The organism is Gordonia aichiensis (genome assembly GCF_039946255.1).
Taxonomy (GTDB): domain Bacteria; phylum Actinomycetota; class Actinomycetes; order Mycobacteriales; family Mycobacteriaceae; genus Gordonia; species Gordonia aichiensis_A.
Window position 1 is genome coordinate 229,362 of record NZ_JBCDWL010000002.1, and the last position, 24,784, is coordinate 254,145.

The following is a 24,784-nucleotide window of genomic DNA, read 5'->3' on the forward strand; positions in this document are numbered from 1 at the left end:
CGCCGACGACCGCCGCCCGGCCGGGTGGCGGTCGTCGGCGTCTGCGGCCCTCGCGGCGGTCGCGCTGACTACAGTGCAGGCGTGGAGCTCAGGCACCTGCGGTATTACGTCGCCGTCGCGGAGGAATGTCACTTCGGACGGGCGGCGCAGCGTCTGCACATCGCGCAGCCCCCGCTGTCGCAGCAGATCAAGCAGCTCGAGGACGACCTGGGCGTCACCCTGCTGAATCGGTCGACTCGCAAGGTCGAGCTCACCGAGGCCGGCCGACGCTATCTGGACCGGGCGCGGGAGATCCTGTCGGCGGTCGACGCCGCCGCCGATGAGGCGACCCGAGTGGCCGGCGGCGAGGTCGGCCGGGTGGCGATCGGGTTCACCGGATCGGCGACCTATCACCTGCTGCCGGCCATCGCGCACCGGCTGCGCTCGGAGCTGCCGGACATCGAGTTGGAGTTGCACGGCGAGATGCTCACTCCCCGGCAGGCGACGGCGCTGACCGACGGCACCATCGATCTGGGCTTCCTGCGCCCGCCCGTGCACGATCGCCTGCTGCGGTACGAGGTGGTGAGCACCGAGCCGATGACGGCGGTGCTGCCGCGGTCGCATCCGCTCGCCGGACAGTCGTCGATCGAAGTCGCCGATCTGGCCGACGAGGTGTTCGTCACCTACTCGGGCTTCAGCCGGTCGGTGGTTTTCGAGGTGGTCGTCGATGCGTGCCAGCGCGCGGGCTTCACGCCGACCATCCGTCACGAGGTCGGCGAGACGGCGACGCTGGTCTCGTTCGTGGCCGCCGGAATGGGGGTCGCGCTGGTGCCGAGCTCGGTGCGTCACATGCAGATCACCGGCGCCGTCTACGTCCCGTTGCACGGCGAGGTGCCGACCGTCGAGTTGGCGATCGCGATGCGTGCGGAGCCGCCGTCGCCCCATCTGGCCCGGGTGGTCGAGTGTCTGCGGGCCGCGTTTCCGGAGACCAGCGCCACCGAACTCAGTTAAGACTTCCTGCATATGAATAAGGGTATTTCTAATACTTCTCAGTTGCTCAATGGTGTGTGAAGCTCATCTCAACGCATAGGTGGCTATGCGATAGGCCACAGACGTGGAGGAGATGGCATGACCCCATTCATGCATCAGGTCCAGGACCTGCTCGACGGTGGAGAGTCGTCTTCGCCGCGAACGCTGCCCAGTGAGGAGGTGACGGTGGCCGAGGCCGCCGACACCCAGGTGATCATCCGCTCGCTCGCCGAGCAGCTGGTCAGCGAAGCCAACGCGGTGCTCACCGACGCCCCGGACGCCCGAGTGATCTCCCTGGTCGACGAGACCGGACCGGGGGCGCTGGCCTTCACCCTCGGCTACGCCGACCGCAGTGCACGGGTGGAGACCGTCGTCTCCGGCCACACCGCTACCGCGCAGCTGGTGGTCGGCGGACAGCGGCAGTCCCGTCGGCTGGCCGGCGAGGACGAGATGGCCGCGCTGGTCCTCGACCTGATCGCCGGCTGACCGCCGACTCCGAACACCCCGAAGCAGGAGACCATCGATGCAATTCGAACTGCGCTACCAGACCATCGAGCCCAAGCGGCAGACCTACCAGAACATCATCGAGCGATTCGGCGACGAGCCGGCCACCCGCTACCAGGAGGCCACCCTCGACATCGAGCCGCGGGAGAACTTCCACTACCGACCGACCTGGACGGCCGACCACGAGCTGTACGACGCGAACTTCACCGCCCTGAAGCTGACCGACCCGTACGAGTTCGCCGATCCGCGCGGCTTCTACTACACGCCCTACGTGACCAACCGGGCCGCACTGCACGACGAGTTCGGCAAGACCCTCGCCTACCTCGAGAACCGCGGGCTGCTCGCCAAGCTGCCCGCCGGATGGGCGACGGTCCTGACCGACGTCGTCGTCCCGCTGCGGCACTACGAGGCCGGCGCTCAGCTGGTCAGCGTCGCCGGGTCGCGGTTCGCGTACGGCACCTCGCTGTCGCAGTGCGCCAGCTTCGCCGCGTTCGACCGCATCGGCAACGCCCAGATGCTCTCGCGGGCCGGCATCGCCGCGGGCGGCGGGACCGCCGACGTGCTCAAGAGCGCCAAGCAGGCCTGGATGAGCGCCGAGCACCTGCAGCCGCTGCGTCGCCTCGTGGAGGAGATCATGATCGTCGACGACTGGGCCGAGGGCCTGCTGGCCGTCGACCTCGTCGACCGGCTGCTCTACCCGGCGCTCTACAGCGGGCTCGACGACCGCGCGCTGCTCGGCGGCGCCGGCGCCTACAGCCTGTTCGCGCAGTACCTGACCACCTGGTTCGCCGATCAGCGCAAGTGGCTCGACGTGCTGATCAAGACTTGGCGCGCCGACCCCGAGCACGGACCGGACAACATCGCGGTCCTCGACCGCATCGAGGCGACGTGGTCCCCGCGTGCCCAGGAGGCGGTGGACGCACTCGTCGGCGTCGTCGACACCAACATCGGAGCGGAGGTTCCCGAATGACCGCAGCAGCAGCGCGACCCGTGGGCATCGACCTGCAGGAGTCGGAGGAGAACCGGGCGCTGGTCGCGGCGATCCGCAGCGACAACCCCGAGGTCAGCGTCCGTCGGCTGCCCGGGCTGGTGAAGCTGTCGGCGCCCGGACAGATCGTCATCAACCGCGAGTCGGTGGAGGCCCAGTTGGGCCGGGAGTGGGAGACCGGCGAGTTCCAGCTCGCGATCGTCACCTACACGGGCAACTTCGCCGAATGGGACGACGACCAGATCGTCGTCGCCTGGGAGCACTAGAACCGACCCGCGCCGACCATCGCAGACTTCCCGAGGAGAGCACTTCACATGACCACCGCCAAAGCCCCCAACCGTCCCAAGAAGCTGCCGCTCAAGCAGCGGTACTCGCTGCTCACCCGCGACCTGGACTGGGAGCCGTCGTACGTCGACCGTGACGATCTGTACCCGTACACCCGCTACGAGGGCATCAAGATCCACGACTGGGACGGCTGGGAGGACCCGTTCCGGCTGACCGTCGACGCCTACTACAAGTACCAGGCCGAGAAGGACAAGCGCCTGTACGCCGTGCTCGACGGCTTCGCGCAGAGCCAGGGGCACCTGACCGTCTCCGACGCGTCCTACCTCAACGCCATCAAGCTCTTCATCCAGGGCGTCACCCCGCTGGAGTACCAGGCGCACCGCCATTTCGCGTACCTCGCGCGGTATCTGGAGGGGCCGGCGCCGCGGTTCGCGGCACTGTGTCAGAGCGTCGACGAACTGCGGCACTGCCAGACGCAGATCCACACCATCAGCAACTACAACAAGTACTACTCGGGCTTCCACTCCTGGTCGCAGATGCACGACCGCGTCTGGTACCTGTCGGTCCCGAAGTCGCTGTTCGACGACGCCATGAGCGCCGGACCGTTCGAGTTCCTCATCTCGATCTCGTTCAGCTTCGAGTATCTGCTGACCAACCTGCTGTTCGTGCCCTTCATGTCGGGCGCCAGCTTCAACGGCGACATGCCGACCATGAGCTTCGGCTTCTCGGCCCAGTCGGACGAGAGCCGCCACATGACGTTGGGGCTCGAGGCCATCAAGTTCCTGCTGGAGCAGGACGAGGACAACGTGCCGATCATCCAGGAGTGGATCGACAAGTGGTTCTGGCGCGCGTACCGGATGTCGGCGCTGGTCGCCGGGATGATGGACTACATGCTTCCCAAGCCGGTGATGAGCTGGAAGGAGGCCTTCGAGCTGTACTTCGAGGAGCAGATGCTCGGCGGGCTGTTCCCGGATCTGGAGTTCTACGGCATCAAGCCGCCGCGGCACGTGCAGGACGCGATCGCCGAGAAGGACAAGCTCTCGCACGAGGTCTACAAGATCCTGCACAACTTCTCCTTCGCCGCGTCGTTCACCACGCAGGTCCCGACTCCCGAGCACATGAGCTGGTTGTCGGAGCAGTACGGCGAGACCTTCGACACCCACTACGGGCCGAACTGGGAGAAGCATCGCCGGGTCGAGGAGGCCGGTGGGCGGATCTTCTTCCAGGGGCTGCCGCAGCTGTGTCAGGTGTGTCAGGTGCCGATGGCGTTCACCGAGCCCGGCGATCCGACCGCGATCTCGTTCCGGCGCAGCGAGTACGAGGGCGAGACCTACCACACGTGCAGCAACGGCTGCCAGTGGATCTTCGAGCGCGAACCGGAGAAGTACGTGCAGGCGTGGCTGCCGGTGCACCAGATCTACCAGGGCAACTGCGGTGGACCGTCGGTCCCGGAGGTCCTGGACTGGTACGGGATCCAGGAGGGCGACAACGGCGAGTACAAGGGCTCGGTCGACCACCGATCGTGGCAGCAGTGGCATGGCCGGGAATCGGGGCACGACCAGGACCCGGGGCATGACGAGAACTCGGACCGACAGAACCAGGAGGCGTGAGCGATGGCTGTGAAGGCGCTCTACGACTACAAGTATCCCGCTGCGGACCGGGCCGAGGTGTTCGGCGCGGACCAGCTGCTGTACGTGCACTGGCTGGGGAACCCGCTGTTCTGCTCGGCCGGCTGTTTCCGGGCGCCGCAGGCGATGAGCTTCAACGACTTCGTCGCCGAGATGGTGCTGCCCTTCGCGGCCACCGATCCGGACTTCGACCCGGAGTCCATCTCGGGCTGGATGCTGTTCGACGACCCCTTCGACCCGGGCGACGGCTCGGCGTCGTTGCGCGAGCTCGGCATCGGGCACAAGGCGCTGCTGAAGTTCACCACCGACTGATCGGAGACTTTCGATGACCACGACGCACACGATCACCGTCGAGCCCCTCGGCACCGAGCTGACCTGCCGCGAGGATCAGTCGATCCTCGACGCCTGCCTGCGCAACGGCGTCTGGCTGCCGCACGCGTGCACCCACGGCACGTGCGGGACCTGCAAGGCCGAGGTGCTCGACGGCGCCGTCGACTACGGCGACGCGTCGCCGTACGCGCTGCTGGAGAGCGAACGCGACGAGGGCGCCGCGCTGATGTGCGTGGCCACCCCGCGGGCGGACGTGGTCATCGAAGGCGATGTGGAGATCGAGGAGGGGATCACCATGCATCCCGTCCGCGACTTCACCGGCACCGTCGCCGTGCTCGACGAGATCGCCCCGGACGTGCGACGTCTGGTGATCGACCTCGACGAGCCCCTGAACTTCAACGCCGGACAGTACGTGCAGCTCAACCTCCCCGGCGGGGACAATCGGCCGTACTCCATCGCGAGCGCGCCGCATGAGCCGGACCGGATCGAACTGCACATCAAACGCGCCGAGAACGGTGCCGCCACCGACGGCTGGGTGTTCGACGGGCTCGTCGCCGGCGAGTCGGTCACCCTGTCGGGGCCGTACGGCAAGTTCTACTTCCGGCCCGGTCGGGGCAAGCCGCTGCTGCTGTTGGGCAGCGGCACCGGGCTCGCCCCGCTGGTCTCGATCCTCAAGACGATCATGGCGATCGAGGACGAGGAGGGCGAATGGGAGCACGAGGTGGCGATGTATCACGGCGTCGCGATGTGCAGCGGCCTCTACGATCGCGAGTGGTTCCAGGAACTGGCCGACGAGCGCGACTGGTTCACCTACCGGCCGGCCGTCTCTCGGGAGGAGTTCGACGGTCGCCGCGGACGGGTCCCGGCCCTGCTGGCCGAGGACTTCCCCCGCGCCGGCGGCAACGTCGCCTACATCTGCGGCAATCCGGCGATGGTCGAGGACACGATGCGCGCGCTGATGAGGGCCCGACTCTTCCCGCGCGACATCTACCGCGAGGACTTCTTCGACGCCGCCGACCGCGCCAACGGCGCCCACGTCGTGCGCAGTCCGCTGATCAAGCGGTAGCCGATAACGGGCAGCGGTCGCATCCGCGTGGCTCATGGGTTTCCGCGGATGCGGTGCACCCGCGGAAGCCCACAAGCCACGCGGATCTCAGACGCTGACGCCGAAGCGGCGGAGATTCTGGGTCAGATGGGCGATGAACCGCCCCTTGCGCAGATGCTCCCAGTGCCAGCGGACCACGTGCAGTCCCAGATCCCACAGCGCATCCTGGCGGATCTTCTCCCGGATGACGACGTCGGCGACGTCCTCGCCGGGCCGGAGTCCGTCGCGCAGGTACTTGCCGAAGCCGTCGAACTCCCCGACGACGACGCCGTCCCAGTCGTAGTCGCAGATCGCCAGGCTTCCGTCGCCGAGACGATACTGCGACTGAAGGAGGGGGACGGGCAGGCCGGCCTCGAGGATCTGCGCGCGGCTCCACGACTCGCCCGGGTTCGCTGACAGACCGTTCGCGAACCCGAGGACGTGCCGTGCGCGGGCGACCCCTCGTCGAGGCGCCGTCAGACGTCGTTCCAGCTCCGATCGCCGAACCCCGCACCGGAGCGCGCTGTCGAAGGCGGCGAGGATTCGGGCGAAGTCGGTGAGCTCGAGAGCGACGTCGACGGCCGTCCGGCCCGGGCTGGTGACCGGCAGTCCGTCGATCATGACGACGTCGTCGTCGTGGAGGAGCCCCGGGTGCATCGATCGCGTCGCCGTCACATTGCCTCCGGAGCAGCGACCGTTGGTCACGTGGACCCTGGTCGTGTTCGGCAGGAGCAGCTCGAGGCCCAGGACCGCGGCTGCCGACTCGTGACTGATCGCACGACGATCGCCGTCGGTGGATCGTGTGATTGCCGCTGCCGCAGCGAGCGACCGAAGTCGATAGTGTTCGCGCCGGGCGTCGCCGGCGCCGGGCGGGTACAACGTGGCGGGGGCGAAGACCCCGCGACCGACCGGATGGATCAGCCCTTCGCGCTGCGCCTGCCTCAGCGCGTTCTCGGTGACCCCCGCCGCCAACGCGTCGGCGCGCCAGATCAGACCGTGTGCGTCCGTTCCCCACATACTGCTTTAGACGCAGGATGCCGAGGAACGGTTCCGCACGACATCCACACCCAGATCCGCGGGGCTCGACGGTGTCCGCGGTGGCAGCGCACCCGCGGACACCGTCGAGCCCCGCGGATGCGACTGGAAGATTTACGCGGCGTCGGCGCGGGCGCACTCCCAGCCGTCGGGGGTCCTGCCGCCGTCGAGGAACTCGCGCAGCACCGACTGTGAGTACTCGTCCATGTCGGCGTCCAGATGTGGGTAGATCACCGGCTCCTCCTTGGAGTTGTGATCGGCCAGCAGCTCCAGCATCGAGCGGCAGGCGGCGACGAGCGCGTCGGGGTCGGCGTCGCCTGACGCCAACCGCTCGTCGAGGGCGGCCATCTGCCGCCACATCTGACCGTGCTCGTTGAGCATCACCATGATCGGCATCATCAACGGGCCGTTGCGCAGCTGCGGGAAGACGAGCATCTCCTCGAGGTAGATGTGCCTGCGCAGGGCCTCCATCGCATCGACGAGCGGTGCGGCCCACTCGCGGACCGGACCGCCGGCCGACGCGGCGACGAACTTCTCGATGCCTTCGTCGATCGCATGATGCTCGACGGTGAGGACTTCGGCGAGAGTGGCCTGAGTGGTCATGTGTGACATCCCTTCCCGCGTCCGGTTCGGGCGCTGACTCCACGCTACTACCGCGCGTCGTTGACGTGCCGTGGGTCGAACAGACGACAAGGCCCCGGCCCGCCGAAGAGGCGGACCGGGGCCTTGCTCACGCTCAGATCACTTCGCGACGACTACATCTCGTCACTTCGCGACGGTGACATCGCGTCACTTCGCGACGGTGACATCGCGTCACTTCGCGACGGTGACATCCTGGTTGTGGATGCCGGGGCCCTCGGGCGCGATGACGACGTCGCCGTTGCCCTGCGAGCTCAGCGCACGCAGGGTCCAGGTGCCGGGAGCGGCGAAGAACCGGAAGTCGCCGGTGGCCGACGCGACGACCTCGGCGGTGAACTCGCCGGTGCCGTCGAGCAGACGCACGAAGGCGCCCGCCACGGGGTTGCCCGAACCGTCGACGACCTGACCGGTCAGGACGGTCTCCTTCTCGGTGTCAACGCCGGCCGGGATGGTCTGACCCTGCTTGGGTGCTGCGCACATGTGGTTAGTCCTCTCAGAGACTGTCAGTGTGGGGGACTGGACTCGGGAGCGCTCAGCGCTCGATCGGGGCGCCGACGAGCGAGCCGTACTCGACCCAGCTGCCGTCGTAGTTCTTCACGTTCTTCTTGCCGAGCAGTTCCTGCAGCACGAACCAGGTGTGGCTCGACCGCTCGCCGATGCGGCAGTACGCGATGGTCTCCTTGGCGTCGTCGAAGCCCTTGTCCGCGTACAGGGCGGTCAGCGCGTCGTCGGACTTGAAGGTGCCGTCCTCGTTCGCGGTGCTCGACCACGGGATGTTGATGGCGCCCGGGACGTGGCCGCGCTGCTGCGCCTGCTCCTGCGGCAGGTGCGCCGGCGCGGAGATCTTGCCCGAGAACTCGTCGGGGCTGCGGACGTCGACCAGGTTCTTGGTGCCGATCGAGTCGATGACCTCGTCGCGGAAGGCGCGGATCGAGGTGTCGGCGGCCTGCGCGATGTAGGTGGTCGCCGGGCGGGTGACGGCGTCGGTGCTCAGCGGACGGCCGTCGAGCTCCCACTTCTTGCGGCCGCCGTCGAGCAGGCGCACGTCCTTGTGTCCGTAGATCTTGAAGTACCAGTAGGCGTAGGCGGCGAACCAGTTGTTGTTGCCGCCGTACAGCACCACGGTGTCGTCATTGCCGACGCCGCGCTCGCTGAGCAGCGCGCCGAACTGCTCGGCGTTCAGGAAGTCGCGACGCAGGCCGTCCTGCAGGTCCTTGCGCCAGTCGAGGCGGATGGCGCCCGGGATGTGGTTGGTGTCGTAGATCGAGGTGTCCTCGTCGACCTCGACGAACACGACCTTGTCTGCATTGAGGTTCTCTTCAGCCCAGTCAGCGCTGACGAGCACATCGGTGCGTGCCATTTCGGTTCCTTTCAGAAGTCACTGCGCGAGCAGCGAAGTCACAATTGACGGCAGATCTCCTCGCGCAGCGGTTGCGACGGGGGACGTTCCGGGGTCGACGACGCCGATGTCGAGACATGGATTCGCCGGATGCTGCCGTAGTCGTCGACCGTGAATCAGCGGCGTCGCGTCACCGGCTAGCGACAGCAGCAGGCGGTGACGCGACAGAGGTCGATCGCCAATCGGCGGGTGAGCCGCAGGTCACGTCGGTGCTGCATGGAAGCGACACTACAACCAGAATTCGCGGCCGGGCTCAGAGTGCTTTCGCGTAGTCGATTCCCCGGACGGCCACCGGTCCGGTCTCGCCGACCGCGACCAGGTCGCTTCCCCTGCTCAGGGCATGTTTCGCGGTGGTTCCCCAGGCCATCTGGAACCGGGGGAGAAGGGTGGAGAACCTTTTTAATACCGCTGAGCGTAATTCCACGGGGACGTCCGCCGAGTAGTGCTCCTCGGGGCCGGTGTAGAAGTCGGTGGCCTCGATCCGGATGCGGCCGTCGACCACGGAGACCCGCGCCGAGACGCTGACCTTCACCTTGGGCGCGGTGTACTCGGCCGCCGACGGCGGGAAGCCGTTCTGCTGATCGGGGGAGCCGGGGAGCGGGACGGTGCCGCTGATCATGATGCCGTCGGTGCGTTCGAGCAGGCCGTCGCCGGGACCGCCGCCGCCGACCTTGTCGGTCGGCGCGGGCGTGTTGATGTAGAGGTCGACGATCCCCATCAGCCGACCGAGCGTCGGCGAGTCGATACGTGTCTCGGCCCGCATCGACTCGGCGTGCAGCACGGTCTCGGGCGTCAGGTCGCCGGTGTCGCCGAGCGTCGCGTTCTGCAGCCGCGCATCGACCGCCGACGTGCACCGCGGGGTGCCCGCACATCCGGAGATCGGAATCCCGGACGCGCTGATCAGCACCGAACGGAACTCGCCGGAACCGCGATGCGCCAGGAACGGGAACCCGCTCATGATGACTTCGGGCTCGAACGGCACGCCCGCCGAGGCCTGCACCGACCGCGCCAGGCGGTGTTCGGCGCGCGAGGCCGCGAAGTCGTCGACGATCAGCGCCGAGACCGCGGCGACGACCGCGATGACGAGGATCCAGGCGCCGACCCGCAGGTAGCGGCGCGGCATCGGCTTCGGGGGGGCGGTGGCGGTGCGTGGCATCGGCGCTATTGTGTCATTACATAACCGGGTGCTGCGACCAGCGTCGATCGACAGCCCAACACTTCAGCCACGACGAGATCGGAGTGGTGCGTGGACCTGTTGCTGTTGACCGACGAGCAATCCGCCGAAGCCGTCCTGGGGTCACTGTCCCTGCTGTCACATCGCGTGGCGCTGCTGCCCGCCCAGACCTCGTCGCTGGTGCAGCTCGGCGAGCCGCAGGCGATCCTGGTCGACGCGCGCACCGACCTCGCCGCCGCCCGCACCCTGTGCAGACTCGTCTCCGACACCGGTACGGCACCGGTCGTGGCGGTGGTCGTCGAAGGCGGCCTGGTGGCGGTGAACGCCGACTGGGGCATCGACGACTTCCTGCTCCCCGGCACCGGCCCGGCCGAACTCGATGCCCGGCTCAGGTTGGTGACCACGCGGGCGTCCGGCTCGATCGACGAACCCATGGACAAGGTGACCCTCGGGGAACTGGTGATCGACGAGGCCACCTACACCGCCCGGCTGCGCGGGCGGCCGATCGACCTGACGTACAAGGAGTTCGAGCTGCTGAAGTTCCTCGCGCAGAACGCCGGCCGCGTCTTCACGCGCGCTCAGCTGCTGCACGAGGTGTGGGGCTACGACTACTTCGGCGGCACTCGCACCGTCGACGTCCACGTGCGACGACTGCGCGCCAAACTCGGCTCCGACCACGAGTCGCTGATCGGGACCGTCCGCAACGTCGGATACAAGGCGGTGAAGCCGCCCCGCCGACCGGATCGCGACGGCGGCGCGAGCGGCGGCCCGGAATCGGATCGGGCCGATAGATTGGTCGGTGATGACTGAACAGAATCGGCCGCGGGTGGTTTCCGGCCCCTTGACCCAGGACCAGATCGACTTCGCGCAGCAGCTGTGCCGACGCGCCGAGCAGGCGGACCGCATCGCGCCGCTCGCCGAGCAGGCGCGCCGGGCGATCGTCGCCGGCGCCGATCTCCACGTGCTCACCGACCACGGCTACGCCAACGTGATCGCCGCTCGCGACGGCGGCGCGGCGATGGTCGAGGCCGTCGTCGACCCCGAGCACCGCGGCCGCGGGGAGGGGCGGGCGCTGGTCGACGCCGCGCTCACCGCCGCCGCGGGCGTGCCCGGATCTCAGGCCCCGCAGGCGTGGGCGCACGGCGACCTGCCGTCCGCCGCGGCCGTCGCCGCCGTCCTGGATCTGGAACGGGCGCGCGAACTGCTGCAGCTGCGTCGGCCGGTCGCCGAGCCGCTGCCCGAACTGCCGCAGCGCGACGACCTCGTCGTCCGGACCTATGCCGGGCCCGGCGACGACGCCGAGATCCTGCGTGTCAACAACGACGCCTTCTCCTGGCACCCCGAGCAGGGCGGCTGGACGCTCGCGGACATCGCCGAGCGCACCGGCTCGAACTGGTTCGATCCGGCCGGGGTCTTTCTGGCCTTCGACGCCGCCGATCCCACCCGGCTGCTGGGCTTCCACTGGACCAAGATCCACCCGGCCGACGGCGGCCGGCCGCCGCTGGGCGAGGTGTACATCGTCGGCGTCGACTCGACCGCGCAGGGCCGCGGCCTCGGGCGCCTGTTGACCTTGGCGGGTCTGCACCACATGGGGGCGCTGACTCCGGGCGGCCGCGCGCTCGACGAGGTGGAGCTGTACGTCGAGGGCGACAACACTGCGGCGCTCAACACCTACACGCGGCTGGGCTTCGACCGCTACACCGCCGACATCGCCTACCGCCGCAGGCACGCCGAATAGGTCGGCGACCGGTGGGTGCGGAAGGCTTTCGGTTTCCGGTCACCAATCGTTCATGTCTTCGTCCGCACTGTTACCCGGTGCGTAACTCGCTCGTCGCCGGCTCATAACCGGGCGTCGATAGTTTCGGCTCGTCACCTGAACAGATTTGAAAGGCGAGCCCCCTCCCATGAGCGTGTCCCCGAAGTTCGTCCGCACCGCGGGCGTCGCTGCAGCCGGCGTGGCTGCAGCCTCCCTCGTCCTCACCGCGTGTGGCGGCGGCAACTCGTCGTCGGCCGGTTCGATCACCGGCGAAGGGTCGACGGCACAGCAGAAGGCCATGGAGCACTTCGCGCAGGTCCTCACCGACAACGGCGGCGTCAGCCTCGACTACACCGGTTCGGGGTCGGGCGACGGCGTCAAGAAGTTCATCGCCGGTGACGCCGACTTCGCCGGCTCGGACTCGCCGCTGAAGGACGCGGAGGTGGCCTCGGCCAACGCGCGCTGCGGCGGTAACGAGGCCTGGCACCTGCCGCTGGTCGCCGGCCCCGTCGCGGTGGCGTTCAACGTCCCGGGCGTGGAGAAGCTGAACCTCAACGCGTCGGTGATGGCCAAGATCTTCGACTCCAAGATCACCAAGTGGGACGACGCCGCGATCAAGGCGCTCAACCCCGCGGCCAAGCTCCCGTCGACCGCCATCGTGCCGGTGCACCGCAGCGACAGCTCGGGCACCACCGACAACTTCACCCGCTACCTGAACACCGCGGCGCCGGCCGAATGGCCGTACGCGCACAGCAAGGAATGGACCGGGCACGGCGGCTCGGGCGCGGCCAAGTCGACCGGTGTCGGCGACACCGTGAAGAAGACCCCCGGTTCGATCACCTACGTCGAGTGGGGCTTCGCCACGGAGAACGGCCTCAGCGTCGCCGCGATCGATTTCGGTGCCGGTGCCACCGAGCTGACCAAGGAGTCGGCGGGCAAGGCGCTCGACGCGGCGAAGTTCGTCAAGCCCGAGAGCAAGGACCTCGTCGTCGACACGAAGGCGCTGTACGGCCTGAAGGAGGCCGGCGCCTACCCGCTGGTGCTGACCACCTACGAGATCGTCTGCTCGACCGGATACTCGGACTCGGCGGTCTCGAAGAATCTCAAGTCGGCGTTCAGCACCATCCTCGACAAGGGCCAGGACGGCCTCGACAAGCTCGGCTACGTGCCGCTGCCTGAGACCTTCAAGACCAAGCTGCGCGGAACGATCGACGCGCTGTGACCAGATCGGACACCCCCGTGAACCCGCTCGCTGAAAGCGACGGGGACCCGGCAGTGTCCGAATCGCTCGAGGAAGCCGCTTTTCCGGCGCCTCGAGCGGCCAGTGCGCGACGGAGAGCAGCCGAGTCCGGTATTCGTACCGGCTCGGCTGTCTCCCGTGTCGGGGACCGCGTCATGCGATCCCTCGCCACCGGTTCGGGTCTGCTGGTCTCGGTCGTCATCGGACTCATCGCGCTGTTCCTGTTGATTCAGGCGATTCCGGCGCTGGCCAAGAACTCCGCCAACTTCTTCACCTACACCGGCTCGTGGGTCGTCTCGGGATCGACGCTCGAGTTCGGCATCCCGCAGCAGTTCTATGCGACGGTCCTCGTCTCGGTGATCGCGCTGCTCATCGCGATGCCGATCGCCCTGGGCATCGCCCTGTTCGTGACCGAGTACTCGCCGAAGCGGCTCGCCGCGCCGATCGCCTACGTCGTCGATCTGCTGGCGGCGGTCCCCTCCATCGTCTACGGCCTGTGGGGCATCCTCGTGCTGGGGCCGGCGATGGTCGGCCCGAACCGGTGGCTGGTCGACAATCTCGGCTTCCTGCCCTTCTTCACCGAGCCGGAGAACGCCGCGAACATGTCGACCGGCGGCACCCTGCTGACGGCGGGCATCGTGCTCGCGGTGATGATCCTGCCCGTCATCACCGCCGTCACCCGCGAGGTCTTCGCACAGACCCCGCGCAGCCACCGGGAGGCCGCGCTCGCGCTCGGCGCCACCCAGTGGGAAGTGGTCCGGTACGCGGTGATGCCCTTCGGCTTCTCCGGATACATCAGCGGCGCGATGCTCGGTCTGGGCCGCGCACTCGGCGAGACGATGGCACTGCTGCTGATCATCTCCACCGCCGGCCCGATCAACTTCAACCTGTTGGAGAGCGGTCAGACCTTCGCCACGATCATCGCGAACAACGCCGCCGAATTCGACTCGCCGCTCAAGACCGGCGCCTACATCTCGGCCGGCCTGGTCCTGTTCGCGCTCACGTTCATCGTCAATGCCGCCGCGCGCGGCATCATCGCACGACGAGCCGCTCGGGCCTGAGCAGGAGGAAGAACATGGAACTGACCCAACTGTCCTCGCGCCGCCGCTACGCCGACGCCTCGGTGCGCGCAGCGGTCACCGCGGCCGTCGTGCTGGCGATCCTGCCCCTGGGCTGGCTGGTCTTCACGCTCGTCGCACGAGGCATCGGACCGATCCTCGACCCGGCGTGGTGGCTGCAGTCCGAACGCTACGGCGGTGCAGCGAATGCGATCGTCGGCACCCTGATCCAGACGGCGATCGCCGCGGTGGTCGCCGTCCCCCTGGGCGTGCTGGTGGCGATCTACCTGGTCGAATACGCCGACACCGGGCGCCGCCTCGTGCGTGTGGCGACCTTCATGGTCGACGTGCTGTCGGGGGTGCCGTCGATCGTCGCGGCGCTGTTCGTCTACGCCGTCTGGCGGACCACGCTCGACATGCCGCGGTCGGGCTTCGCCGTCGCGCTGGCGTTGGTGCTGCTGATGGTGCCGCTGGTGGTGCGGGCCACCGAGGAGATGCTGAAGATCGTTCCGCAGGATCTGCGCGAGGCGGCGTATGCGCTCGGCGTGCCGAAGTGGAAGACGATCCTGCGGGTCGTCCTGCCGACGGCGATGTCGGGCATCATCACCGGAATCATGCTGGCCATCGCTCGCGTGATGGGCGAGTCGGCGCCGGTGCTGATCCTGGTCGGCGCCACCCGCGCCATGAACGTGAACCCGTTCGTCGGCAATCAGCAGTCGCTGCCGCTGATGATGCTGCAGGAATACAACAAGGGCCCGAGTGGATACGAGACGGTCTGGGGTGCCGCGCTGACGCTGGTGATCGCGGTGGCGATCGTCTACGTCCTGGCGCGGGTGCTCTCGCGATTCACCGGACCCCGAATGGAGAGAAGCTAGCGATGGCCAAGAGCCTGACCATTGAAGATCTGAACGTCTATTACGGCGAGTTCCACGCGGTGAAGGACGTCTCGCTGAAGATCGCGCCCAAGTCGGTCACCGCCTTCATCGGCCCGTCCGGATGCGGCAAGTCGACGGTGCTGCGCACCCTCAACCGCATGCACGAGGTGACGCCCGGTGCGTACGCGACCGGCTCGGTCCGCCTCGACGGCCTGGATCTGTACGACAAGGGCGTCGACCCGGTCAGCGTCCGCACCACCGTCGGCATGGTCTTCCAGCGCGCCAACCCGTTTCCGACGATGTCGATCCGCGACAACGTGGTCGCCGGCCTCAAGCTCGCCGGGGTGCGGGACAAGGCCCGCCTCGACGAGGTCGCCGAGGCCAGCCTGCGCGGCGCCAACCTGTGGAACGAGGTCAAGGACCGGCTCGACAAGCCCGGCGGCGGACTCTCCGGCGGCCAGCAGCAGCGGCTGTGCATCGCCCGGGCCATCGCGGTCTCCCCGCAGGTCCTGCTGATGGATGAGCCGTGTTCGGCGCTCGATCCGATCTCGACGCTGGCGATCGAGGACTTGATCGCCGAGCTGAAGAGCGAATACACGATCGTGATCGTCACCCACAACATGCAGCAGGCCGCTCGGGTGAGCGATCAGACCGCCTTCTTCAACCTCGCCGGGGCCGGTCGGCCCGGTGAGCTCGTCGAGGTCGGCGCGACGCTCGACGTCTTCTCCAACCCGGAACGCAAGGAGACCGAGGACTACATCTCCGGCCGTTTCGGCTAGGCCGCGTCGCGCCTCGCCGAACGCCCCCCGACGCGGAGCGTCAACTGAACAGACGAAACAACCCGGACCATGCCCCCTGCATGGTCCGGGTTGCTTTTTCACATCCCCGGTGACTACCGTCACGTACTGTCATCATATCGATCGATCGATCAACTTTGAAGGTGAAATGGCGAGACTCACAGTTCAGCAGCGGCGCGAGTCTGCGATCGAGGCGACCATGCGGGTCATCGCGCGCGACGGTGTCGAGGCTGCGACCACGCGTCGGATCGCCGAAGAGGCGAACGTCGGGCAGTCGAGTCTGTTCTATGCCTTCGCCTCCCGTGACGAACTGCTCGCCGCGGTCGTCGAGCACGGCATCGCGCAGGAGCTGGCCGCCATGAGCGGCTGGCTCGGCGAGGCGTCGGCGTTCTTCGCCTCGGCGACGATGGACATCGTCGACATCCTGGCGGCGGCCTTCGCGGCCTTCAAGCACGATCTCATCGAGAACCGAGAGCGCGAATACGCACTGGTGGAGTTGGCGCTGTACGCGCAGCGCACCGAGGGTCTGGAGCATCTGGCCGACCGCCTCTACCGCGGGTACTACGAGCTGGTCTCGGGTCTGCTCGAGGTCGCCGCCGAATCGACCGGGATCACGTGGGCGCTGCCGCCTCGGGAGTTGGCGACGATCGTCGTGGCGATGACGGACGGAATGACGCTGAGCTACCTGGGCACCGGTGACCACGACGTCGTGCAGCGCATCGCTGACGGCGGCGCGGCACTGCTGCTCGGATACGTCCGGCGATAGCGAGACGGGGCCCCGACCGCCTCGGGGCGACAGCACAGGATCGGGGATCACGTTGTTCAAGAATCGATACGCGGTGCGCGCGGCGGTCGCCGTGGCCGCCGTCGTCGCCACGGCGGCCGGCGGGCTGGCCGCGCCACCCGCGGACGCCGCGCAGTCGGTGCACGTCGGTGGCGGCGTCACGCAGGCCTATCTGACCGATGCGCGGCCGGGCACCGGGCTCACCCTGGTCGACGCGGCCGGCGAGAAGGTCGGCTCGGGCGTCGCGGATCGATTGGGATCGTTGATCGTGCGCGACCTGGCGCCCGGCGCATACCGCTTCGTCGGAGCAGGCATCAAGAGCGCCCAAGTATCGGTGACCGGTCGCACCGCACCGCCGCCCGACCCTGCGCTGTATGGGCAGAAGCTGCACCAGGGGCTCAACTACGTGAAGGTCCGCGACGGCATCTCGCTGGCCGCGACGGTCCGGCTGCCCTACGGAAAGACCCTGGCCGACGGTCCGTTCCCGACCGTCATCGAGTACTCCGGATATCCCAACGCCGCGCCCGGCGACTTGATCGTCGGTGCGGTGGGCACGGCGGTCACCGGCCGGGACGGGGTTCCGCCGGACTCGCCGGAATCATCGGTCATCGTCGGCGCGACCCTGGCGACCCAGATGCTCGGGTTCGCCACCGTCAGCCTGCAGATGCGTGGAAGCGGATGCAGCGGCGGTGATTTCGGACTCTTCGACGACGCCGCCGCGTTCGACGCGTACGACGTCATCGAGACCGTCGGTCGGCAGAAGTGGGTGTCGGGCAACAAGGTGGGCATGGTCGGCATCTCGTTCTCGGGGATCTCGCAGATGTACGCCGCGGGAACGCGTCCGCCGCACCTGGCCGCGATCGCGCCGATGAGCACCACCGACGACCTGTACTCGACCGGATTGCCCGGCGGCATCTACAACAAGGGTTTCGCCAACTCGTGGCTCCGCGAACGCGTCCAGCAGGCGCGGCCGGCCCCGCGCGGCGGCCAGGAGTGGGCGCAGGCCCGGGTCCGCGGCGGCGACAGGATCTGCACGGACAATCAGAAGCTCCGACTGCAGACGCAGGACGTCTTCAAGCTCATCCGCGAGAATCCGACGCGCGCGTCGAAGGTCTACCGCGACCGGTCGATCCCGGACTGGACCGATCGGATCGACGTCCCGGTGTTCCTGGTGGGTGCCGCCCAGGACGAGCAGACCGGCCCGAACTGGGTGAATCTCATCAAGCATCTCGACCACAACCCCGACGTGTGGGTCAACATCATCAACGGTCACCACTTCGACTCGCTGGGCCCGCAGATCCTCTCGCGGTGGGCGGAGTTCCTGCAGATCTTCGTCGCCGACCAGGTCCCGCACACGCCGCCGACCATGCAGCCGCTGGGCACCGTCGTGTTCCCGGCCGCGACTTCGGCTCCGGGACAGACGATTCCGGCGGTCCGCTTCAGCGACGCCCCGTCGGTGACCGCGGCCAAGGCGCGGTTCAAGGCGAATACGCCCCGCGTCTGGGCGCTGTTCGACAACGGCGGCGGGGCCGCAGGCCCGGGCGGACTGTCGTCCCCGTGGCAACGATCGCTCACCGGCTGGCCCACGAGCACCGAGAGGCTCTACCTGAACGCCAAGGGGCGGCTGGGCACGTCCGCGGGGACGGGCACGGTCTCGTTCCGGCCGAACCCGGCCAACCGTCCGTCGAACACCGTGGCGACCGCCGCGACCGACACCGCGGCGGCCTGGGGCGTGCACCCGGACTACGACTGGCGCCCGGCGCCGGGCCGCAGCGGCCTCGGCTTCATCAGCGCACCGCTGCCCGCCGACAAGGTGATGCTCGGCAACGGCTCGGTGACACTGCGGCTGGCGAGCACGGCGAAGGTCACCGACCTGCAGGTCACCGTCACCGAGGTGAACGCGCGAGGTCAGGAGACCTCGGTGGGCACCGGCGTCCTGCGGTCCAGCTTCCGCGGCGACGGCACCGAGCCGGACTTCACCCGGCAGATCCCGCTCGCTGACGGCTACAACCAGATCACCGTCCCGATCAACCCGGTGATGCACGGATTCCGCAAGGGCAACCGGATCCGCATCGTGGTGTCCCCACCCGGCGGCGACCTTCCCGCCTGGCAGTTCACCACCCCCGCCACCGGCGGCCGGGTCGTCGACACCGTCGACCTGAGCGGCTCGTACGTGACGCTCCCGGTCATCGGCGGCACCGTCCCCGGCGCCGGCCCCGACTGCGGCTTCCTGCGCGGTTCGGCCTGCCGACCCTACCGGTCCGCGTTCAACGGGGGATAGCCCGCGGCGAACCGACGCGAAGCGCCGAGGCCCGGACGGGGCCTCGGCGCTTCGCGTCTGCCGGGGGTCGAGCCGACTCTGTCAGCTCGCTTCGATCAACTGCTCGGGGGTCTTGCCGGTGGCCTGGAAGACGACGCGGCGGGCGATGAGGACGGCGTGGTCGGCGAAGCGTTCGTAATAGCGACCCAGCAGGGTCACGTCGACGGCGGCCGCCACCCCGTACTCCCACTCGCGGTCCATCATCACGGTGAACAGGTGGCGGTGCAGATCGTCCATCGCGTCGTCGTCGTCCATCAGGCTGAGCGCGTCGTGGTAGTCCTGGTTCTCCAGCACCCGACGCGCGTTGTGCGCCAGTTCGACGGCCAGTCGGCCCATCTCCTCGAAGTAGCCCGCGACCTCCTCGGGCAGGACCTTCGCCGGATGCCTGCGCCGGGCCACCTTCGCCACGTGCAGGGCCAGGGCCCCCATCCGATCGATCTCGGAGACGAGCTGGAACCCGCTGACCACCGACCGCAGGTCGCCCGCAACCGGTGCCTGCAGTGCCAAGAGCTGAAAGGCCTGATCCTCGGCTTCGGCCGACTTCTCGGCGACGGAGTCGTGGTCGGAGATCACCTGCTCCGCCAACTCGAGGTCACCTTCGAGCAGGGCCTGGGTGGCCTGAGCCATCGCTGCACCGACCTCGTCGACCATCTCCCCGAGGATGGTGTTTAGGGCAGCCATCTGCTCCTGATAAGCGTCACGCATATCCACCAGTTTACGGAAGGCCGATTGAGCGCCCGGACCGCGACGGTGAAGTCGGCGTGAACATTCAGCGGCCGGGGGAGGCGACCGGCGAACGCCGGCGCTACGCGCAGGTCGTGTCGCCGGCGTTGGTCACCGACAGATCGTTGGGCAGATCGCTGTTGTCGACGTTGGCGGGAAGTTCGCCCACGGTGAGCGAGGTGCCCGGGGTCGGGAGTGCGCTGACGGTCTCGACGCCGCCGAAGTCGGAGCCGACGATCACCTCGACGCCTGCCTTGACGGTGCTGTCGGCCTGGATCTTGGCGCCGGGGAACATCTTGGCGATGGTGGCGGCGGTGTCCTTCTCGCCGGGGCCGTAGCGGACGACGGTGTCGGTGCGCTTCTCCGACGAGTCGGCGACACCGGCCACGTCGATGCCCTGCCGCACCAGTTCCTCCATCACCGAACCGGCGAGCCCCGGCGTCTCGGTGCCGTTGAGCACCCGAACGCTGATGTTCGACGGGTACTGCGCGGTCAGCTCGGTGCGCGGTGCGGGCGCCTTCGATGTGGGGGCGGCGGCCGTCGTGGTGCTCTTCGGCTTGTTCTTCTTCTCGCCGGGCAGCGGCTTGTCGTCGATGATGGCGTTGAAGATCGCGTCGATGTCGTCCATCCGGGGGATCTCATTGCTCTCGCCGTCGGTCGAGGTGCCCGAGGTCGGGATCGTCAGGAACGTGACCCGGCCGGCCTCCATGCCCTGCATCGACTCGGCGAGCTGGATCAGCGAATCGGTGTCGACGTTGTCGACGTAGCTGTAGTCGATGAACGTCTTGACGATCTTGTTGAGCTTCGACGGATTCGACAGCACGTCCCCGGACAGCGACGCGCGCAGCAGCGACGACATGAACAACTGCTGCCGTTTGATCCGGCCGTAGTCGCCGTTGCCCTCCACCGAGATGTGGCGGGCGCGAACATAGTTCAGGGCCTGGCGGCCGGTCAGCTTCTTGGTGCCCGCCTTCTTCAGGATGTTGCCGAGCTCGTAGTCGTAGAGCGGCACCGTCGAGCAGACCTCGACCCCGCCCAGGGTGCGGACCACATGCTCGAATCCGGAGAAGTCCATGGCGATGAAGTGATTGATGTTCAAGCCGCTGATCTGGGTGAGCGTCTTGACCAGGCAGTTGGGGCCGCCGTCGGCGTAGACGCCGTTGAGCTTGACCGAGGTGGCGGCCTCGAGGGTGCCCGAATACTCGTGGGTGTCGCTGTTCCAGGCCTGACACTCGGGGCGGTCGACGGCGAGGTCGCGCGGCCACGACACCGCGACGACCCGGCTGCGGTCGGCGGGGATGTTCACCAGCAGCACCGTGTCGGAGCGGGCGCCCTCCACCGCCGAGGCGTCACCGGCGCCGACCTTCGAGTTCTTGCCCGACCGGGTATCGGTGCCGACGATCAGATAGGTCTCGTCGCCGTGCTGGTCCTGCGGTTTGCGAATGTTCGCGTTGTCGGGGTCGAGTGCGTTGACCACGTTCCACCCGCCGTTGACGCTGCGCATCCAGTTCCAGACGGCTCCGGTGCCGACCAGCGACAAGGCGCACGCCAGCCCCAGCAGGATGCGGCCGGTCTTCGTCGCCACATCGCGCGTGCGGCGACGGTCGGCGGCGGCGGTTCGTTCGCGACCGATCTTCGTCAGTGCGGCGGTCAGATCCGGCGTCGGTTCCAGGGGACGACGTCGACGCCCCGCGTCCTCCCCGGAATCGACATCGGTGTCCGCCGCACTCGGCGCCTCCGGCTTCGGATCCTCCGACTTCGACGATGCCGGATCGGCGGTTGCCCGGCCGGCGGCCTCGGCGTCCATCGCGGCCGGGCTGCGGGTGATCTTCGTCTGCGCGGGCGGGCGGGGCGGCGCCTGCCGCTGCGCCCGCGACTCCTGCGAGAGGCGCGCGGTGGTCGCGGTGTCCGACAGGTCCACCGACGGTCCGTCGGTGACCGGCGGAATCATCTGGGTGACCTCGTTGGAGGCGGGATCGTCGGGTCCGGGAGCCGGCTGCGGCCGTGACGGCGGTCGGGGGACTGCTGTTCGGGCCCGCGGATTCGGGGCCGGGGCGCCGCTCTCGTCGACGCCCATCTGCTCCATCAGCTGACGGACGGTCAGTCGGCCCCGGGGTCGGACGTAGCCCTCGCGGGAGGAGGGTTCGCGCAGGCCCTCCGGCTGGGCCGACGAGGCGCCCGGGGCGTCGCCGAAGCGAGTGCGGAAGTCGTAGGTCCCCGCGTCCCGACCCGGCCGACGGATCCGCCGCGACTGGGTCGGCGAATCGTCGTCGGACTCGGGGGAGCCGGGACGGTCAGAACTCACAGTGCTTCACTTTCAATGCTTCGGAACTTAGCGACACGGGCCGGGCGCGGAGTGTCGTCGTGCTTGGCACATCTTAAAGGGAACGGCTGAGAACCTCGGGCTGTGCGCGATCGGCAGCGACCCTCAACCGCCCGAATGCATGATCTCGGCGCCTTCGGGAACGATGTCCTCCTCGGGGTCGTCGAGCCACCCCTCGGGCAGCGCCACCGACGCCGGCGACCCCTGTCGGCCGCGGGGGCCGTGCGCGTCGTCGGGGAAGGGGGTGTCCTTCGGCAGGGAATCGATCAGTTCATGCAGGTCGTCGAGGGTCTTCACCAGCGCCAGCGACGAGCGCAGGTCCGAGCCCGCCGGGAAGCCGCGCAGGTACCACGCCACGTGCTTGCGGATCTCCCGCATGCCCTTGGTCTCGCCGTGATGTGCCGTCAGCAGTTCGCCGTGGCGGATCATGATCTCGCCCACTTCGCCCAGATTCGGCGGAGTGGGGCATTCGACACCCCGCAGGCGGGCCGACAGTTCGGCGAACAGCCACGGTCGGCCGAGGCAGCCGCGACCCACGACGACACCGTCGCAGCCGGTCTGCCGCATCATCTCCACGGCGTCGTCGGCCTCGAAGATGTCGCCGTTGCCCAGGACCGGAACGGTGGTCACGTGCTCTTTGAGTCGGGCGATCTCATCCCACACAGCGGTGCCGGAGTAGCGCTGCGAGGCGGTTCGGGCGTGCAGCGCCACCGCCTGGGCGCCCTCTTCGGCGGCGATCCGGCCGGCGTCGAGATGAGTGTGGTGCTCGTCGTCGATGCCGATGCGGAACTTGACGGTCACCGGGATGTCGGTGCCCTCGGTGGCGCGCACCGCCGCGGCGACGATGTTGCGGAACAGCCGTCGCTTGTACGGGATCGCCGAGCCGCCGCCCTTGCGGGTGACCTTCGGGACCGGGCAGCCGAAGTTCATGTCGATGTGGTCGGCCAGATTCTCGTCGACGATCATCTTCGCGGCCTGGTACGTGTACTCCGGGTCGACCGTGTACAGCTGCATCGACCGCGGTGTCTCGCTGGGATCGAACGCGGTCATGTGCATCGTCACCGGGTGGCGTTCGACGAGGGCGCGGGCGGTCACCATCTCGCAGACGTACAGCCCGGACACGGTACCCGTGCGGGCCAGCTCCAGTTCGCGGCACAGGACGCGGAAGGCGACGTTGGTGACGCCGGCCATCGGAGCCAGCACCACGGGGCTGCCGAGTTCGATGGAGCCGATACGCAGGGGCGCGCGACCGGACTGAGGGGTGGAATGCGCACCGGCGCCTTCGGTGGAGTCTGAAGGCGCCGGTGCGGTCAGCGTCGAGGTACTCAGGATGCTTGCTTCTCTCGCTTGGCGGCCTCGCGGGCGAGCGCGCGGTCGCGCATCTCCTCGAAGCGGGCGGCATCCTTGTCGAGCTGCTCGAGGAAGGCGGCGAGCTCGTCGCGCGTCTTCTCGCCGGCTGCGCCGAAGTCGTTGCGCTCGAACACCTTCCACTTGCGCAGCACGGGCTGGATGACCTCTTCGAGGTGCTGGCGCAGGTCGTAGATGCCGTGCTTGGCCATCAGCACGCCGTGGCGACGGAAGTTGGGCATGCCCGCACCCGGCATCTGGAAGTTGGTGACGATGTCGGTGACGGCGCGCAGCGTCTGGTCGGGGGACAGATCCATGCCCGCACCGCAGATGTTGCGGTAGAAGATCATGTGCAGGTTCTCGTCGGCGGCGATCCGCTGGAGCATCCGGTCGGCGATCGGGTCGTTGCACGCTTTGCCGGTGTTGCGGTGGCTCACGCGCGTGGCGAGCTCCTGGAAGGTCACGTAGGCGACCGAGTGCAGCAGGCCGACCTCTTCGCCGTTGGCCGCCATCTCCTCGGCGCGGTCGGCGGCGGCGAGCATCGGGTCGTAGCCGTTGGTCATGTGGATCATGCGGGCTTCTTCGAGCGCGACCGGGTCGACGCCGCGGGTGACGACGAGGTAGTCGCGCATCGCGATGCCGTGACGATCCTCTTCCGCGGTCCACCGGCCCACCCAGTGGCCCCAGGCGGAGTCCATCGAGAAGTTCTCGGCGATCACCCGGTGGTAGGAGGGCAGGTTGTCCTCGGTCAGCAGGTTGGTGATCATCGCCGCCTTGGCGACCTCGTCGAGCTGCGAGTCCTCGGGGGAGTAGTCGGTGCCGCCCAGCGCCGCGTAGTTCTTGCCCTCGTCCCACGGCACGTAGTCATGCGGATTCCAGTCGCGGGCGGTCTTGAGGTGTCGGTTGACGTTCGCCTCTGCCGTCGGCTCCAACTCGCGAAGGAGTTCGAGTTGTGTGAGTTCGCGTGCCATCGGTGTTCCTCTGGTCGGGTTCGGGGTCGTCTCGGGCGGGTGGTTCCGGGCGCGGCCGGGGTGTTCCGCAACGGGCCCGACATGCGTATACCGATCCCAGGCTACGTCAGATGGAGGTGACGTCCCAAGTTCCGCCGTCGGGATCTCATCGCGGCGGCGGTGCAGATCGTTACCGAATGCCGAGCCGGTTTCGGGTGGTCGGGGAGCGCCTCGAGACGGTCGCGCCGGTGCGGGCGTCTCGATACGCTCGCTCACTTCGTTCGCGGGCTACTCGACGAGCCTGGAGGCTGGCGTGTGCGCTCGGGGTCGGGGGCGCCTCGGGGCGGTTGTGCGGGTGCGGGCGTCTCGATACGCTCGCTCACTTCGTTCGCGGGCTACTCGACGAGCCTGGAGGCTGGCGTGTGCGCTCGGGGTCGACGAGCCTGGGGTTTCGATGCGACGGGCCTCGGGGCTCGCGTGTGGGCTCGGGGCGGAGCTGTCTGCAGGACCGCCTTTCAGGGTGGTCGAGTAGCCCGA

The 24,784-nt window shown here is 68.3% G+C and carries 24 protein-coding genes; 15 read left to right on the forward strand and 9 right to left on the reverse strand.

Annotated elements, in window-relative coordinates:
* The first annotated feature begins 81 nt into the window (after positions 1-81).
* The 7 genes from AAFO60_RS03960 to AAFO60_RS03990 all read left to right on the forward strand — a co-directional run bounded on the left by AAFO60_RS03960 (position 82) and on the right by AAFO60_RS03990 (position 5,809).
* The gene (locus AAFO60_RS03960) at positions 82-990 is read left to right on the forward strand and encodes a LysR family transcriptional regulator (protein WP_347954865.1); all 909 of its coding nucleotides are present in this window, start codon (positions 82-84) and stop codon (positions 988-990) included.
* Between the two features lie 117 nt (positions 991-1,107).
* On the forward strand, positions 1,108-1,494 hold the full coding sequence (locus AAFO60_RS03965) for a hypothetical protein (protein ID WP_347954866.1): 387 nt from the start codon (positions 1,108-1,110) through the stop codon (positions 1,492-1,494).
* Positions 1,495-1,531: 37 nt separating this feature from the next.
* Positions 1,532-2,482 (forward strand): phenol 2-monooxygenase, encoded by a 951-nt coding sequence (locus AAFO60_RS03970; protein ID WP_347954867.1) that lies wholly within the window; start codon positions 1,532-1,534, stop codon positions 2,480-2,482.
* Positions 2,479-2,766: an MmoB/DmpM family protein gene (locus tag AAFO60_RS03975; protein ID WP_347954868.1), complete on the forward strand. Its 288-nt coding sequence runs from the start codon at positions 2,479-2,481 to the stop codon at positions 2,764-2,766. Before AAFO60_RS03970 ends, AAFO60_RS03975 begins: the two co-directional genes overlap by 4 nt.
* 48 nt (positions 2,767-2,814) lie before the next feature.
* Entirely contained in the window at positions 2,815-4,395 is a 1,581-nt protein-coding gene (locus tag AAFO60_RS03980) for a YHS domain-containing protein (RefSeq protein ID WP_347954869.1), read from the forward strand.
* 3 nt (positions 4,396-4,398) lie between these two features.
* Entirely contained in the window at positions 4,399-4,725 is a 327-nt protein-coding gene (locus AAFO60_RS03985) for a phenol hydroxylase subunit P4 (RefSeq protein WP_347954870.1), read from the forward strand.
* Between the two features lie 13 nt (positions 4,726-4,738).
* Positions 4,739-5,809 carry a 2Fe-2S iron-sulfur cluster-binding protein gene (locus AAFO60_RS03990; RefSeq protein WP_347954871.1) on the forward strand — a complete coding sequence of 357 codons (1,071 nt, stop codon included), beginning with the start codon at positions 4,739-4,741 and terminating at the stop codon, positions 5,807-5,809.
* An 87-nt stretch (positions 5,810-5,896) separates the two neighbouring features.
* Here AAFO60_RS03990 and AAFO60_RS03995 read toward each other — a convergent pair whose 3' ends face one another.
* The 5 genes from AAFO60_RS03995 to AAFO60_RS04015 form a co-directional block, all read right to left on the reverse strand.
* Positions 5,897-6,844, reverse strand: a complete 948-nt coding sequence (locus AAFO60_RS03995) for a type IV toxin-antitoxin system AbiEi family antitoxin domain-containing protein (RefSeq protein ID WP_347954872.1) — start codon at positions 6,842-6,844, stop codon at positions 5,897-5,899.
* Between the two features lie 132 nt (positions 6,845-6,976).
* Positions 6,977-7,465 carry a hemerythrin domain-containing protein gene (locus AAFO60_RS04000; RefSeq protein ID WP_347954873.1) on the reverse strand — a complete coding sequence of 163 codons (489 nt, stop codon included), beginning with the start codon at positions 7,463-7,465 and terminating at the stop codon, positions 6,977-6,979.
* Positions 7,466-7,675: 210 nt separating this feature from the next.
* Complete coding sequence (locus AAFO60_RS04005; RefSeq protein ID WP_347954874.1) at positions 7,676-7,981, reverse strand: DUF1416 domain-containing protein; 306 nt, start codon at positions 7,979-7,981, stop codon at positions 7,676-7,678.
* A 52-nt stretch (positions 7,982-8,033) separates the two neighbouring features.
* Positions 8,034-8,861, reverse strand: coding sequence for a sulfurtransferase (locus tag AAFO60_RS04010; protein ID WP_347954875.1), 828 nt, complete (start codon positions 8,859-8,861; stop codon positions 8,034-8,036).
* A gap of 292 nt (positions 8,862-9,153) precedes the next feature.
* Positions 9,154-10,056: an LmeA family phospholipid-binding protein gene (locus AAFO60_RS04015; RefSeq protein WP_347954876.1), complete on the reverse strand. Its 903-nt coding sequence runs from the start codon at positions 10,054-10,056 to the stop codon at positions 9,154-9,156.
* Positions 10,057-10,146: 90 nt separating this feature from the next.
* On the opposite strand from AAFO60_RS04015, the gene AAFO60_RS04020 reads away from it, so the two are divergent.
* The 8 genes from AAFO60_RS04020 to AAFO60_RS04055 all read left to right on the forward strand — a co-directional run bounded on the left by AAFO60_RS04020 (position 10,147) and on the right by AAFO60_RS04055 (position 18,865).
* Entirely contained in the window at positions 10,147-10,884 is a 738-nt protein-coding gene (locus AAFO60_RS04020) for a response regulator transcription factor (protein WP_347954877.1), read from the forward strand.
* The gene (mshD, locus tag AAFO60_RS04025; RefSeq protein ID WP_347954878.1) at positions 10,877-11,812 is read left to right on the forward strand and encodes a mycothiol synthase; all 936 of its coding nucleotides are present in this window, start codon (positions 10,877-10,879) and stop codon (positions 11,810-11,812) included. The genes AAFO60_RS04020 and mshD overlap by 8 nt, the downstream gene beginning before the upstream one ends.
* A 166-nt stretch (positions 11,813-11,978) precedes the next feature.
* Positions 11,979-13,052 (forward strand): phosphate ABC transporter substrate-binding protein PstS, encoded by a 1,074-nt coding sequence (gene pstS / locus AAFO60_RS04030; RefSeq protein ID WP_347954879.1) that lies wholly within the window; start codon positions 11,979-11,981, stop codon positions 13,050-13,052.
* Positions 13,049-14,131 carry a phosphate ABC transporter permease subunit PstC gene (gene pstC, locus AAFO60_RS04035; RefSeq protein WP_347954880.1) on the forward strand — a complete coding sequence of 361 codons (1,083 nt, stop codon included), beginning with the start codon at positions 13,049-13,051 and terminating at the stop codon, positions 14,129-14,131. Before pstS ends, pstC begins: the two co-directional genes overlap by 4 nt.
* Positions 14,132-14,145: 14 nt before the next feature.
* On the forward strand, positions 14,146-15,003 hold the full coding sequence (pstA, locus tag AAFO60_RS04040; RefSeq protein WP_347954881.1) for a phosphate ABC transporter permease PstA: 858 nt from the start codon (positions 14,146-14,148) through the stop codon (positions 15,001-15,003).
* 2 nt (positions 15,004-15,005) lie between these two features.
* Complete coding sequence (gene pstB / locus AAFO60_RS04045) at positions 15,006-15,782, forward strand: phosphate ABC transporter ATP-binding protein PstB (protein WP_347954882.1); 777 nt, start codon at positions 15,006-15,008, stop codon at positions 15,780-15,782.
* Between the two features lie 166 nt (positions 15,783-15,948).
* Positions 15,949-16,566 carry a TetR/AcrR family transcriptional regulator gene (locus AAFO60_RS04050; RefSeq protein ID WP_347954883.1) on the forward strand — a complete coding sequence of 206 codons (618 nt, stop codon included), beginning with the start codon at positions 15,949-15,951 and terminating at the stop codon, positions 16,564-16,566.
* Positions 16,567-16,618: 52 nt separating this feature from the next.
* Positions 16,619-18,865, forward strand: a complete 2,247-nt coding sequence (locus AAFO60_RS04055; RefSeq protein ID WP_347954884.1) for a CocE/NonD family hydrolase — start codon at positions 16,619-16,621, stop codon at positions 18,863-18,865.
* Between the two features lie 81 nt (positions 18,866-18,946).
* Here the strand turns inward: AAFO60_RS04055 and phoU are convergent, their stop codons facing one another.
* From phoU to AAFO60_RS04075, 4 genes are all read right to left on the reverse strand, one after another.
* Positions 18,947-19,609 carry a phosphate signaling complex protein PhoU gene (gene phoU / locus AAFO60_RS04060; protein ID WP_347954885.1) on the reverse strand — a complete coding sequence of 221 codons (663 nt, stop codon included), beginning with the start codon at positions 19,607-19,609 and terminating at the stop codon, positions 18,947-18,949.
* A 100-nt stretch (positions 19,610-19,709) separates the two neighbouring features.
* Positions 19,710-21,932 carry an LCP family protein gene (locus AAFO60_RS04065; RefSeq protein ID WP_347954886.1) on the reverse strand — a complete coding sequence of 741 codons (2,223 nt, stop codon included), beginning with the start codon at positions 21,930-21,932 and terminating at the stop codon, positions 19,710-19,712.
* A gap of 123 nt (positions 21,933-22,055) precedes the next feature.
* The gene (dusB, locus tag AAFO60_RS04070) at positions 22,056-23,189 is read right to left on the reverse strand and encodes a tRNA dihydrouridine synthase DusB (RefSeq protein WP_347955076.1); all 1,134 of its coding nucleotides are present in this window, start codon (positions 23,187-23,189) and stop codon (positions 22,056-22,058) included.
* Positions 23,190-23,275: 86 nt separating this feature from the next.
* Positions 23,276-24,268 (reverse strand): acyl-ACP desaturase, encoded by a 993-nt coding sequence (locus AAFO60_RS04075; RefSeq protein WP_347954887.1) that lies wholly within the window; start codon positions 24,266-24,268, stop codon positions 23,276-23,278.
* Between the last annotated feature and the right edge of the window lie 516 nt (positions 24,269-24,784).

Excerpts from the sequence above, each read along its gene's own strand:
- AAFO60_RS03965 (WP_347954866.1), top strand. The coding sequence starts at position 1,108 with ATGACCCCATTCATGCATCAGGTCCAGGACCTGCTCGACGGTGGAGAG.
- AAFO60_RS03970 (WP_347954867.1), top strand. The coding sequence starts at position 1,532 with ATGCAATTCGAACTGCGCTACCAGACCATCGAGCCCAAGCGGCAGACC.
- AAFO60_RS03975 (WP_347954868.1), top strand. The coding sequence starts at position 2,479 with ATGACCGCAGCAGCAGCGCGACCCGTGGGCATCGACCTGCAGGAGTCG.
- AAFO60_RS03980 (WP_347954869.1), top strand. The coding sequence starts at position 2,815 with ATGACCACCGCCAAAGCCCCCAACCGTCCCAAGAAGCTGCCGCTCAAG.
- AAFO60_RS03985 (WP_347954870.1), top strand. The coding sequence starts at position 4,399 with ATGGCTGTGAAGGCGCTCTACGACTACAAGTATCCCGCTGCGGACCGG.
- AAFO60_RS03990 (WP_347954871.1), top strand. The coding sequence starts at position 4,739 with ATGACCACGACGCACACGATCACCGTCGAGCCCCTCGGCACCGAGCTG.
- AAFO60_RS03995 (WP_347954872.1), bottom strand. The coding sequence starts at position 6,844 with ATGTGGGGAACGGACGCACACGGTCTGATCTGGCGCGCCGACGCGTTG.
- AAFO60_RS04000 (WP_347954873.1), bottom strand. The coding sequence starts at position 7,465 with ATGACCACTCAGGCCACTCTCGCCGAAGTCCTCACCGTCGAGCATCAT.
- AAFO60_RS04005 (WP_347954874.1), bottom strand. The coding sequence starts at position 7,981 with ATGTGCGCAGCACCCAAGCAGGGTCAGACCATCCCGGCCGGCGTTGAC.
- AAFO60_RS04010 (WP_347954875.1), bottom strand. The coding sequence starts at position 8,861 with ATGGCACGCACCGATGTGCTCGTCAGCGCTGACTGGGCTGAAGAGAAC.
- AAFO60_RS04015 (WP_347954876.1), bottom strand. The coding sequence starts at position 10,056 with ATGCCACGCACCGCCACCGCCCCCCCGAAGCCGATGCCGCGCCGCTAC.
- mshD (WP_347954878.1), top strand. The coding sequence starts at position 10,877 with ATGACTGAACAGAATCGGCCGCGGGTGGTTTCCGGCCCCTTGACCCAG.
- pstS (WP_347954879.1), top strand. The coding sequence starts at position 11,979 with ATGAGCGTGTCCCCGAAGTTCGTCCGCACCGCGGGCGTCGCTGCAGCC.
- pstA (WP_347954881.1), top strand. The coding sequence starts at position 14,146 with ATGGAACTGACCCAACTGTCCTCGCGCCGCCGCTACGCCGACGCCTCG.
- pstB (WP_347954882.1), top strand. The coding sequence starts at position 15,006 with ATGGCCAAGAGCCTGACCATTGAAGATCTGAACGTCTATTACGGCGAG.
- AAFO60_RS04050 (WP_347954883.1), top strand. The coding sequence starts at position 15,949 with ATGGCGAGACTCACAGTTCAGCAGCGGCGCGAGTCTGCGATCGAGGCG.
- phoU (WP_347954885.1), bottom strand. The coding sequence starts at position 19,609 with ATGCGTGACGCTTATCAGGAGCAGATGGCTGCCCTAAACACCATCCTC.
- AAFO60_RS04075 (WP_347954887.1), bottom strand. The coding sequence starts at position 24,268 with ATGGCACGCGAACTCACACAACTCGAACTCCTTCGCGAGTTGGAGCCG.